This window comes from Granulosicoccus antarcticus IMCC3135 (assembly GCF_002215215.1).
Lineage (GTDB): Bacteria > Pseudomonadota > Gammaproteobacteria > Granulosicoccales > Granulosicoccaceae > Granulosicoccus > Granulosicoccus antarcticus.
This window is the reverse complement of the sequence record NZ_CP018632.1, coordinates 1,476,395-1,488,155: the sequence shown is the minus strand read 5'-3', so window position 1 is coordinate 1,488,155 and position 11,761 is coordinate 1,476,395. Positions and strand designations below refer to the sequence as shown.

The following is an 11,761-nucleotide window of genomic DNA, read 5'->3' as shown; positions in this document are numbered from 1 at the left end:
TCTACTTCATGGTGTAGACATCGATATCGAAATATTTCTTGTTAATGGCCTGGTAAGTACCATCAGCACGAATCTCAAGTAAAGCACCGTTCAGTCTCTCACGCAGTTCATCATCGTCCTGACGCAGTGCGATGCCAACACCGTCACCCACGAAAGCCGGATCGGTAATAGGCTCGCCTATCAGCTCACAACAGGCACCGTCATCGGCCTTGTTGACCCAGTCAAGCATCGGCAACATATCACCTACGACCATGTCGATTCGACCGCTGGCCATATCCAGATTCACTTCGTCCTGCGTGGGGTATAAACGGACATCAGCATCCGGGTAAGTCGCCTCAGCGTAGTCCGCCTGAGTCGTACCGGACTGCGCGCCAATGACCATGTCTGCCAATGCTTCGTTGGAGATCTCAGTGATGTCAGAATCCTTGGCCACGACATGCGTCATTGCCGCCAGATAGTAGGGATCAGAGAAATCAACCTGTTTCTTGCGTTCATCGGTGATGAACATGGAGGCAATGATGAAATCATATTTGTTAGCCAGCAGACCCGGAATGATGCCATCCCAGTCCTGAGCGACAACGCTGCAATTGGCTTCAATTTTTTCGCACAAGGCCAGACCGATATCCACGTCAAAGCCTTTGATTTCGCCACTGGCGTCAATGAAGTTGAACGGAGGATAAGCACCTTCGGTACCCAGTCGCAGATCTTCTGCAGAAACGGTAGACGAGGCCACAGCACAAGTCAGAGCGATAGCGGACAGATGCCTGATTTTCATATAGTTATATCCAGTCATGATATTTGTTCCTGCGCAGTGTAAAGATTCTGCAGCAAATTGACAGCAGAGTTACTCGTAAACGTGTCACGTTATGAAATATTGTCACCCTCAGCAGACACCTCGGGCAAATCCAGAAAGCCTCCGGATTGACGTGCCCACAGTTGTGCATACAAGCCCTCCCCCGTAGAAAGTTCGGTATGGGAACCTTCCTGAACGACGGCGCCTGCATCCATGACGATCAATCGGTCCATTGCAGCAATGGTGGACAAACGATGAGCGATTGCAATCACCGTCTTGCCGTCCATCAGAGCACTCAGATTCTCCTGAATAACGGCCTCCACTTCGCTATCCAGCGCTGAGGTCGCCTCATCCAGAACCAGAATTGGTGCATCTTTCAGAAACATGCGGGCAATCGCCAGACGCTGTCGCTGACCTCCGGAGAGCTTGACACCTCGCTCCCCCACCTGTGCCTCATAGCCCTTTCTGCCTGAGGTATCTTCCAGATCCAGGATGAAGTCATGGGCATTGGCACGCCGGGCAGCAGCCTCTACTTCATCCCGGCTTGCATCACGTCGGCCATAGGCAATATTTTCGTAGACGGAACGATGCAACAGCGAGGTATCCTGGGTCACAACGCCGATATGCTGGCGCAGACTCTCCTGCCGGACACTCGTGATGTCCATACCATCTATGAGAATGCGACCACTCTCCACTTCGTAGAGTCGCAACAACAGATTGGTCAAAGTGGTCTTGCCCGCACCTGAGCGTCCCACCAAACCGATTTTCTCTCCGCCGCGAATGTCCAGGTTCAAAGCTTCGATGATGCCGGCATCGCGTCCGTAGTGAAAACCGACCGCCTCGAACTGAATACGTCCGGCAGGCACGTCCAGATCGTCGGCTTCCGGCTTGTCAACGATCTCCTGTCGAGTCGACAGCATCTGCATGCCATCGTAGATGATGCCCACACTCTCGAACAGGCCTGACAACTCCCACATGATCCAGTTGGACATACCCTGCAGGCGTAAAACCAGCCCAACACCCACGGCCAGTGCACCAACGCCTGTCTGACCATTTACCCATAACAGCAAACCGGCCGAACCCACTGAAAACAGAAGCAGTGCATTCAGAGTGTTCAGGCAGATGTCCAGCCCGGTTACCATCCGGAACTGCGGGTGCACGGTACCCAGAAATGTCTGCATGCTGCTACGCGCATAAGAAGCTTCGTGACCGGCATGCGCAAACAGTTTGACCGTCATGATATTGGTATAACTATCCACCACTCGCCCGGTCATCTCAGAACGAGCGTCGGCCTGACTGCGCGAAATCTGTTTCAAGCGCGGCATGAAATTGCGCAACATGAGCACATACAAGACCAGCCAGATGATGAATGGCAACATCATCCAGACACTGAAGGAGGACACCAGCACCATGGCGCCGATGAAGTACACACCGACATAGACAAGTACATCCAGTATTTTCAGGACCGCATCACGTATGGCCAATGAGGTCTGCATCACCTTGGTGGCAACTCTGCCTGCAAACTCATCCTGATAGAAGGAGTAGCTCTGGCCCAACATCCACCGATGCGCTTTCCAGCGCACGGACATGACGAAATTGCCTATGATCGTCTGGTGCAGTAACAAGCTATGTGTAAAGCTGGCCAGAGGTAGCAGCACCAGTATGACCAGTGCCATCCAGGCCAGCCTGCCAGATTCTTCAGATAGCAAGGTTGCAGGGTCACGATTACCCAGCCAATCCACAAGGTTGCCCAAAAAGCTGAACAGGCTGATTTCGAGTACCGAAATCAGGGCTGAAAGCAACCCCATGAGCAGCAACCATACCCAGGAATCACGCGTGTAGTGCCATAGAAACGGCACCAGCTTTCCCGGTGGTCTACTGGGTGGCTCTTCGGGAAATGGAGAAATTCGTTTCTCGAAAAAACCCAGAAATCGGTCCACAAAGCTCATTATAAATTTTCCAAAGCGACGCTGATGGCATTGATATCCTGCCAAACGAACCAGAGTGTAACCAGAGTTCCCATTGCAATCAGAGAACTCAACACTCCGACAAGCCGGGTTGCCAACCAGCCCACAGGAGAAAAACCAATTGCGCCATTCTGCTACGAATGCCGTAACGTAGGACATGCGCAGCAATCGACAGGGAAAAACCTGACATGAGACCGGTAATGAAAGCCACCTGGCCAGTCTGTAGTTCTAGTAGTTCATTCATGAGAACAGCCTCAGACGTGACCGATTGCGTGCACGGAGTATACGGCAGATGAGTACCTTGCCAGGTTGGCGACGCTGGTTTCAAGCGCTGGTTCAACCCGAACCGAGCCCTGCACTGGAAGCGGCACTGTCGCGTCATCGGGATACTCTGCCGGTACTGTGGCTACTGGGCAAAACAGGTGCCGGCAAGACCTCGATCATCCAGCGTCTGACGGGAGACTCGCGAGCCGAGATAGGTAACGGTTTTGAGCCCTGCACGCAAAGCTCCCAGCACTATGATCACCCAAAAGACGCACCGGTCATGCGATTTCTGGATACACGCGGGCTGGGCGAAGCCCACTATGACCCGACAGTCGACCTGGCCGCCGCCAAGGGCGGTAGTCATGCATTGCTTGTGTTAACCCGAGTCGACGATCCGACACAGTCAGATATTGTCCAGGCACTGCATTCCCTGGCACTGGCAGCCGATGATCTTGCCGTTTTACACATTCACACCGCGCTGCACACCTTGGCAGCAGATGATCTGGAACGCTCTATCACATTCAATACGCAGCAGATTGCCACTGCCCTGCAGGGCTCCCCGACGACAGTGCGCATTGACTTCACTGATCCGGACGATGGTTTTGAAGACCCTGATGTCGGTTTGAACCAACTGCGCGACGCCATTACCAATCTGGTGCCGGAGCTTGCCCGCGTTCTGATGCGACGTGATAGTCGAGATCAGGAGGAAACGCTGTTTCTGGCTCAGCGTCGTGAAATTACTGGCTATGCCAGCGCTGCTGCAGCGGTTGATCTGATGCCAGCTGTGGGCCTGATAGCGGTTCCCAGCTTGCAGGGAAAAATGCTGCATGCGCTGGCGGGTCGTTACGATATCGACTGGGACCGGCGTATCGCCACAGAATTTATCGCAGCGATGGGGAGCGGGTTTCTATACCGCTACGCGCTATCGCTGGGCGGCAGGCAATTAGCCAAATTCATACCTGTCTATGGCCAGAGCGCCGGAGCTGCCGCTGCGGCCAGCATCAGTTTCGCCAGTACCTATGCACTCGGACGCGCCGCTTGCTTGTATCTGTATCGTCGCAAGCACAACCAGTCTCTTGACCCCGAGCAACTGCGCGACGCCTTTGTCAACGCCTTCAAGGAACAGAAAAACGGATGAACTTGCGCTCTTTGTTCAGAGGCAGTACTCATAGTGCAGCCTGGTATATCGCGCTTGTCGTACTACTGCCGGTTTTCAGCCTGAGCCTTCTTGGCGTTGCCTGGCTGTGGCAAAACGACCGGCTGTTGCAGGTGCTGGCAATCTGGCTGGGGGCGACCCTGATTGGCTATACCGCCTTTATTTTGTGGTCCAGACACCGTGAGGCCAATCACTCGACTGATTTGCCCAAGCAGACGAAAACGGACGAAGCTGTCGAACAACTTCCCGACAGCCTGGATGAAAGGCAAGACTGGACAGAGCAGGATCGCGCCGTGTGGCGACAGGTCAGTCTGATTATCGAGTCACGACTCGCAGAAGAACTTGCCTGGCAGAGTCTTCCTGATGAATCACTGCAGCTACTCTCGGCAGTCTCATCCCACTACCACCCCGATATCAAGCGAAGCCCCGGTGGTGCTGAGCGTTCAAACCGACTCGAATATCGCTTCACTTTACCGGAAGCTCTGCTAGTTCTCTCGGTAGCCAGTGAGCGCTACCGCCACGTCATCCTGCAACACATTCCCTTCGCAGAAAAGGTTACGGTTGCATCGCTGGTTACCCTGTACAGCAAACAACAGAATATCAAGACTGGCTACATGTGGTTCAACACTGCCCGTCGCACTCTGCGCCTGGCAAACCCTGTAGCGGCTGCGATTGGTGAGCTGAAAGATCAGTTCACCAATCGAGTGTTCGATCATCTGAGTGTCAATGTACAGAAAGATCTCAAACGCCTGCTGCTTCAGGAAGTGGTACAGGTGGGAATCGATCTGTACAGTGGCAAGCTGAAGACATCGGCGAACGAGCTGCAGGAATTTCGCAGCAGTGCCTACCAACAGGATATCCAGCAACCGGCACCCGCCTCCGAGCCACTGCGTATTGTCATTGCAGGACAGACCAGTGCAGGAAAATCCTCACTCGTCAATGCACTAGCGGACACACTGGAAGCGGAAGTCGATATTCTGCCAACCACTGACAGAACCGTGACACACCGCCTGCAACTGGATGGGGCTGCCCCCATGCACATCATTGATACTGTCGGCCTGAATCACACAATCGACGAACCTGCCTCGTTGATGCAACTTGCCATGCAAGCGGACATGTTGCTTCTGGTCGTGCGTGCCAATCAACCTGCACGCGCCCCCGACCAGCAGGTCTGGCAGGCTTTACAGCAAGGTTTTGCGGCTTTGCCCAGAAGAAGGATGCCCCCCATCATGCTGGTAATGACTCATGTCGACCAGCTGACACCCAAGGCGCTCTGGGAACCTCCCTATGCTCTGGACAGTGATGATCGAAAAGCGAGCAACATTCGAGATGCCCTGCTCAGTGCGACAAGCCAGATTGGCCTGCCAGCTGAGACACCGGCAATTCCGGTTTGCCTGTCCGTAGACAAAGGGCGTTACAACGTCGATGCAGTGGCAGCGCAACTCATGATGCTACAAGACAATGCAACCTTGACACAGTTGAATAGACGACGGGTAGAGCGTGGTGAACAGTCCTTCAGCTGGCGCGAGCGTTGGTCACAGGTCAAGCGCCTGGGCCAGGTTCTGGGTCGCGCAGCCGTCAGCAGCTCAGCGGACAAGCCTGATTAGGAAAGATCCGGTGCCGGCGGCAGCGACGAGATAGAGTCGTTGATGTGATTGGTCAGGTTGGTGAAATAGATCGTGGATATAGCCATAGTCAGGTCCACCAGATTTTCATCACTCAAGCCCGTTTCTCGAGCCTCTGCCAGTAAGGCTTCGGGCAATTTACCCCGCACCTGCATCAGCGCCTGCGCCACTTTCAGCATGCAGTCGATTCGAGAATCCCCCGTTGGCTCGCCCTTGCGAAGAGCGCGTTGCTGCTCGGCATTGAGCCCTGCCTGCTTGCTCTTGAATGTGTGTACGGACAGACAATAGTCACAACCGGTCTGTTGACTGACCCAAAGCTTGATGGCCTCTGTTTCGGTTTTCGACAAAGAGCCACCGGCCAGAGCCTGTTCCATATGAAGATAGGCACGCAATGCATGTTCACTATTGGCAAATTGCAGATAGACCTCAGCCAGCTTGCCGTTCATGCGAACCGACTCAAGTGCCTCCAGAGTCTCTTGCTGGAGGCTGGCTTCTTCAGGGGTTGATAATCTGGACACGGTATGCTCGTCTGCAGGAATGTTGATTACATTATGCCCCATCACTCTTCTGTGCTTGTGCAAGTTACTGGTAATGCGTCACCATGGAGCGGACTGGAAACCTGACCGATGAGCGAGCTTGCTGATTGCCTTCATGCGTAACACTACCTACCGTATTATCACAAATCTACCGTTACGCATTCTGTCGATATGGGTGAAACCTCAGGTATTGCCTGACAGTCCAAGTGCATTGATCGATCCTGACTTGCCCGTTCTGTACGTGCTGGAGGTGGGTGGCGTGGCCGATCGCTGTGCGCTGCAACTGGCCTGCGCACAACATGGCCTGCCCGACCCTACTGACAAACTGCTTTACGGCACCAACACAGAAAGCTCATCCGTGGATGTGCTTAAATCACGCCAGGGCAGCATTTTTCGCAAGCTGCGCCCCACTATCTCAGCACGCCTGAACAGACTGGTCAGCGCTGGTCTGGACATCGATGCCGATGCCGGCGAGCTGCAAATCGTCCCCGTCGGCGTCTACTGGGGCCGGGCGCCGGACAAGGAGTCCTCTATCTGGCGTTTGTGGTTCACAGAGAACTGGCAGTTTGCAGGGCGTACCCGCAAGCTCATCACAACACTGATTCATGGGCGACATACACTGCTCAGCTTCAGTGAACCGCTGTCATTCAATACGTTAAAGAATACCGGTGAGGCCCCCCGGATACTTGAGCGTAAACTTTCCCGTGTATTGCGAGTCCACTTCCGGCAAAGACGCATCGCCACCCTTGGTCCTGACCAGTCACACCGACGCATATTGATCGATCATGTGCTGGCAGATGATGCTGTGCGTCAGGCTATCGTTAAGGAATCAGACGGCAAACCTGTAGAGCGGGCACGTCGCCAGGCACAAAAATACGCTTTCGAGATCGCGGCTGATGTGTCCTATCCAACCGTTCGCATTCTGCACAATCTGCTTACCCGGCTATGGAACGAGCTCTACGACGGCGTCGAGCTGTCCGGAATCAACCGACTGAAGGCTGTTGCAGATGGCCATGAGTTGATCTATGTGCCATGTCATCGCAGCCATATAGACTATCTACTACTCTCCTATATCCTTTATATGCAAGGATATTCACTGCCGCATATCGCTGCCGGAATCAACCTGAATCTGCCTGTTGTCGGCGGCTTGCTACGCCGTGGAGGCGCCTTCTTCCTGCGACGAACCTTTACCGGAAATCCGTTATACGCAGCCGTTTTCAACGCCTACCTGAAGGAAATTCTGCAACGCGGACATGCGCTTGAATATTTCGTGGAAGGTGGACGCAGCCGTACTGGCCGACTCCTGCCCCCCAAAGGTGGAATGCTGGCCATGACCGTGCACGCCTATCTTCGTGAGCCCAAGACACCGGTGATGTTCATTCCGGTCTACTTTGGCTACGAGCGATTACTCGAAGGGCGTTCATTCACCAGCGAACTGGCAGGTGGCAAGAAGCAAAAGGAGACAATATTTGCACTGGTCAAGGCACTGCGCACACTCAAGGAAGACTATGGTCGGGTGCATGTCAATTTCGGCGAACCGATAGCGCTGGATACGATCCTTGATAGTCATCAGAGCAACTGGCGTCAATTACCTGCGCCCCTTGAACGCCCCGACTGGCTGCATCCGGTTGTCGAGACTCTGGGTTCCAGCATCATGCAAAATATCAATGAAGCGGCCTGCGTCACGCCTATCAGTTTGCTAGCCATCACCCTGCTGGCAACGCCACGGGGGCGCATCAGTCGCGATGAACTGATGTTGCAGATCGACATATACCACCAACTTCTAAGTCAGGCACATGCGCACACACCGGTGGTTGTGCCTGCCATCAATGCTGACGATTTGATTGAGCATGGCACTCGACTCGGCTTCATCGAGACCTACTCGGATAGTATCGGGCCTCTCATTCAGCCAAAGCCTGGCCAACTGGCAGCACTGACCTATTTCAGAAACAACATCCTGCATTTGCTGACACTACCAGCACTCATCGCCGCCGCCTTCAGTAACAGCCGCACCCGAAGCGAGACATATTTGAAGGAGCTGATCAAACTGACATTCCCCTTTCTGCAAGGAGAGCTCTTCCTTCCAACAGAGCCAGACGAGTCGACAATCGACAGCTCATTGCAAGCGTTAATGCAATCAGGCCTGCTGGAGCAGGTCGATGGCAAGTGGCATCGCGCCTCAGCAGGCACCATTCAGGCGCTCTCCCTGATGCGATTGGCACAAGTCGTCATGCCCGGACTTGAACGTAACTATCTGTGCGCCTCTTTACTGGCCAGGGCGCACGAAGGCGGTATTACCAGAGATGAGCTGGCGCTGCGTAACCAGATGAGTGCCGAGCGTCTTGCCAATACAAGCGGTGTTGATGCAGCTGAGTTATACGACAAACATCTGCACCGGGCTTTTGTGGAGCGCATGATCCAGCAAGGTTACGTGGCCGTTCATGACGATAGACTGACACCCGAGAAATCAATGCTCGAGGTGGAGGGCAAGGCACATACCCTGCTTAGTGAGCAAACCCGGCACGCTATCATCAATGCCGCATTGGCAGCCGGTAACATTCAGTAATCTGCAAACCCGCAGCTTCGGTACAGTAAGTGCAGTTCAGGTCTCTCATCATTTTATTCAGGCAGCCCCGGGTAATCATCCCCGTAAACGCTCCTGACCTGACCCTGAGGTTTCAATGTCCCGTCCAATTTGCAGCAATTCGTTCACGGATGCATCTTCCGTCTGCCTCAAAGACCCACGCAGCCCGGGCGATGACACTTCAGCAAACACACTGACAAGCAGCAAAGTGGCGGCCATGGTTGCCACCGCATTACTGACGATGACGCTGGCCGCTCCCGCATGGTCTGCTGATGCACGTTCCATCGCTCTGGGTGGCTCTGTCATTGCCAACGGCCAGGGTGTACACGGTGCTGTGGATAATCCTGCTTCACTCATGGCGATGCAGCAACGCAAGGAGACCTTCCACTTCAGTATTGGCATGGCGGCTGAAGTTCGGGACTCTGGCGAGGCCATTGACACATTGACTGATGATGACAATGAAAACCTGTTCGATGATATAGACGACGAGGTGGCAGCCCTGGGTACCAGAGAGGTACAGTGCGATCCCTTCTCGCCTAGCCCGGACAGAAGAGATCAGACCTGCGTGGACGGCACCACCGGGGTGGCCAACCTTTCCACTCAATTGCTGGATATTCTGGACACGGTCGATGATGAAACTATCGACGCTCAGGCAACGCTGGATATGGGAGTCGCATTCACAAGCAACCAATACCCCATCGCTGTCAATCTGCGAGTCAGTGGCACCGCATCAGGCACTCCGGATATCGCAGAAGGTGACCGGACTTACATAACAGATTTTCAGGAAGTTCTGGGAGATGACGTCCTCACTCTGGGTGAGGCAGAAGACTCACCCTATCTTGAAGCCGATGCACTGGGCGCTACACTGCAAGTCCAGCAACCTGAAGATGTACTGACCTCAGAGGCACACGGCTCCGTTCTGATACGAACCCAACTCGGTATCAGTATTGCCAGTTCATTCAAAGTCGGAAAATACGACATTGATGCCGGCATAACACCGAAAATTTCCGCCCTGCGTGCTTATGATGTTCTCATTCGAGCGCAGGACGAATTTGACGATTCAAATCCGTCCATCGAAGATCGGCTCGATGACAGCGAAGCCACCGAGAACTCATTTACGCTCGACGCTGGTGCGTCAATGGCACTGCACTCCTATCCTGTGCGCCTCGCAGCTGTGCTGCGTAACATCATTCCTGAATCCATCAAGACAGCCAACGACTTCGAATTTGAAACAACGCCACAACTGATTGTTGGTGCCCTGTATCAATATGGCATGCTCAGTGTCAGCGGCGACCTGGCTCTTAATGAAGCCAAGGTCGACAACTTCGAAACTCAGAAAATGGGTTTAGGGCTGGAGTTCGGCACGGCCAAGCTGGCAATACGCGGTGGCGTCAGTATCGATAACTCACGAGACACTGACGCAACCTCTCTGAGTCTGGGTGTCGGCCTTGGTCCACTGCAAATCGGTGCACGTCTGAATGGTCTGGAGTCTCTGGAAGCCGGTTTCCAGCTTGCCTACAGCTTCTAGGGACCTGTCCGAAAATAGACTGATCTACTGCGATCAGGCTCCTAATATCTCAACGGGCGCCTGATCGTTGCTCTCGCCTGACGCTGGGTTGCATTGTCCAACCCGGTATCTTCCAACTGCCTTGACCATTGTCGTGCCTGGAGGCTCTCCTGGCTCAATACGCCAATTGCATTTTCGTAGGCTGGCAAGGTCCATCGAAACCCATGACGCAAGCCTGAGTCGCTGAACACCGGTAACGCCTGCTTCAGCTCGTGCGCAGTGACGCAATTGACTATCAGCAAGCCCTTGGCTGTCAGATTGCTGCGCAGCTGTTCGACCCAGTTTGATGTTAGTGGGCAGGCTCGCAAGGGCTCGCCCTCACTATGTCCGAACAGATCGTCAATGATCAGGTCGTAAGGCTCACCGGAGTAATTTGCCAGCCATTCGATGGCATCGGCATGAATCAGCTCCACACGATCATCCGTAACGCCAAACCAGCGTGTCGCAATGTCCAGATGCTGGGCATCGATCTCGACAGCCGATAATTCGGCAAACTCACAGATGCTCTGCAGCTGTCGTATGACAGCCCCTCCCCCCACACCCAGCAATAGTATTCGTCGTGTCTCTGTCACCGGTCGATACAGAACCGGCAGGCTCAGGCAATCCCAGACACCGCCGGCAAACGGCTTGTCAGGATTCCACTGACTATGAAAGACGCGGTTGCTATACAGCCTGATGGAGGCACCCGATTGGCGCACACTGTAGTGTGTGTCAGGGGTTTTGTGCTCCCAGAGAAGTGTCATATTGGTATCAAGTCTGCTGTCAGTCACTGAAGAACACAAATGCGTCCACTCACGCCTCGCCCGGCATGCGCATTATTCTTCGATGACTTTGAGTTTTGTCTGCATGAAATCACGATGCTTGATGTAGAGCAGATCGCACAGTTTGCGAATGGTATATTCCTCATAGCCGTCGATATTACCGTCGGCGAGCGCGACGCGCCACATCTGTTCGACCAGAGCGATCTTGCTTTGCTGGTCAAACTGATCATTGATCAAGCGTACATGCTCATATAGTGAAACCGCGCCATCCACGTCGCTAGTGGCCTCCTCCACCACTGTCGTCAACTCCTCCTGCGTCAGATTTCCGGACTGCCCCAGAGCTTTCTTGATTGCCTCCAGTTCTGACTGCTCGATAACATGATCGGCACGCGCAATCTCTACCAGCAAAATGGCGCTGACACGCTCGATATCCAATGCCGATACTTCGGCCGATGCATTGGGATCAAGCGCCGCAGCGATCTTGTCAAACCATTTAGTAATCATAGTG

The 11,761-nt window shown here is 53.9% G+C and carries 10 protein-coding genes; 4 read left to right on the top strand and 6 right to left on the bottom strand.

Annotated features, from left to right (window positions below):
* Position 1: 1 nt before the first annotated feature.
* The 3 genes from IMCC3135_RS06380 to IMCC3135_RS34675 form a co-directional block, all read right to left on the bottom strand.
* Positions 2-793, bottom strand: a complete 792-nt coding sequence (locus tag IMCC3135_RS06380) for an ABC transporter substrate-binding protein (RefSeq protein WP_205737934.1) — start codon at positions 791-793, stop codon at positions 2-4.
* Between the two features lie 71 nt (positions 794-864).
* Positions 865-2,742, bottom strand: a complete 1,878-nt coding sequence (locus IMCC3135_RS06375) for an ABC transporter ATP-binding protein (RefSeq protein WP_088916842.1) — start codon at positions 2,740-2,742, stop codon at positions 865-867.
* An 88-nt stretch (positions 2,743-2,830) separates the two neighbouring features.
* On the bottom strand, positions 2,831-3,004 hold the full coding sequence (locus tag IMCC3135_RS34675) for a hypothetical protein (RefSeq protein ID WP_205737933.1): 174 nt from the start codon (positions 3,002-3,004) through the stop codon (positions 2,831-2,833).
* 48 nt (positions 3,005-3,052) lie between these two features.
* On the opposite strand from IMCC3135_RS34675, the gene IMCC3135_RS06365 reads away from it, so the two are divergent.
* Positions 3,053-4,162, top strand: coding sequence for a YcjF family protein (locus IMCC3135_RS06365; protein WP_088916841.1), 1,110 nt, complete (start codon positions 3,053-3,055; stop codon positions 4,160-4,162).
* Positions 4,159-5,787, top strand: a complete 1,629-nt coding sequence (locus IMCC3135_RS06360) for a GTPase family protein (RefSeq protein WP_088916840.1) — start codon at positions 4,159-4,161, stop codon at positions 5,785-5,787. Before IMCC3135_RS06365 ends, IMCC3135_RS06360 begins: the two co-directional genes overlap by 4 nt.
* Here the strand turns inward: IMCC3135_RS06360 and IMCC3135_RS06355 are convergent.
* Positions 5,784-6,323, bottom strand: coding sequence for a carboxymuconolactone decarboxylase family protein (locus tag IMCC3135_RS06355; RefSeq protein ID WP_157735802.1), 540 nt, complete (start codon positions 6,321-6,323; stop codon positions 5,784-5,786). The two genes, IMCC3135_RS06360 and IMCC3135_RS06355, sit on opposite strands and share 4 nt — an antisense overlap.
* Positions 6,324-6,456: 133 nt before the next feature.
* On the opposite strand from IMCC3135_RS06355, the gene plsB reads away from it, so the two are divergent.
* Complete coding sequence (plsB, locus tag IMCC3135_RS06350; protein WP_157735801.1) at positions 6,457-8,907, top strand: glycerol-3-phosphate 1-O-acyltransferase PlsB; 2,451 nt, start codon at positions 6,457-6,459, stop codon at positions 8,905-8,907.
* A 115-nt stretch (positions 8,908-9,022) separates the two neighbouring features.
* The gene (gene traF, locus IMCC3135_RS06345) at positions 9,023-10,453 is read left to right on the top strand and encodes a conjugal transfer protein TraF (protein ID WP_088916837.1); all 1,431 of its coding nucleotides are present in this window, start codon (positions 9,023-9,025) and stop codon (positions 10,451-10,453) included.
* Between the two features lie 41 nt (positions 10,454-10,494).
* On the opposite strand, the gene IMCC3135_RS06340 is transcribed toward traF, so the two are convergent.
* Together IMCC3135_RS06340 and IMCC3135_RS06335 are read right to left on the bottom strand one after the other, a co-directional pair.
* Positions 10,495-11,262: a spermidine synthase gene (locus tag IMCC3135_RS06340; protein WP_169727417.1), complete on the bottom strand. Its 768-nt coding sequence runs from the start codon at positions 11,260-11,262 to the stop codon at positions 10,495-10,497.
* Positions 11,263-11,307: 45 nt separating this feature from the next.
* Complete coding sequence (locus IMCC3135_RS06335; protein WP_157735800.1) at positions 11,308-11,757, bottom strand: tellurite resistance TerB family protein; 450 nt, start codon at positions 11,755-11,757, stop codon at positions 11,308-11,310.
* Between the last annotated feature and the right edge of the window lie 4 nt (positions 11,758-11,761).

What these genes read in the sequence shown, in the direction of transcription:
- IMCC3135_RS06380 (WP_205737934.1), bottom strand. Translation starts at nt 793, where the DNA reads ATGACTGGATATAACTATATGAAAATCAGGCATCTGTCCGCTATCGCT.
- IMCC3135_RS06375 (WP_088916842.1), bottom strand. Translation starts at nt 2,742, where the DNA reads ATGAGCTTTGTGGACCGATTTCTGGGTTTTTTCGAGAAACGAATTTCT.
- IMCC3135_RS34675 (WP_205737933.1), bottom strand. Translation starts at nt 3,004, where the DNA reads ATGAATGAACTACTAGAACTACAGACTGGCCAGGTGGCTTTCATTACC.
- IMCC3135_RS06365 (WP_088916841.1), top strand. Translation starts at nt 3,053, where the DNA reads ATGAGTACCTTGCCAGGTTGGCGACGCTGGTTTCAAGCGCTGGTTCAA.
- IMCC3135_RS06360 (WP_088916840.1), top strand. Translation starts at nt 4,159, where the DNA reads ATGAACTTGCGCTCTTTGTTCAGAGGCAGTACTCATAGTGCAGCCTGG.
- plsB (WP_157735801.1), top strand. Translation starts at nt 6,457, where the DNA reads ATGCGTAACACTACCTACCGTATTATCACAAATCTACCGTTACGCATT.
- traF (WP_088916837.1), top strand. Translation starts at nt 9,023, where the DNA reads ATGTCCCGTCCAATTTGCAGCAATTCGTTCACGGATGCATCTTCCGTC.
- IMCC3135_RS06335 (WP_157735800.1), bottom strand. Translation starts at nt 11,757, where the DNA reads ATGATTACTAAATGGTTTGACAAGATCGCTGCGGCGCTTGATCCCAAT.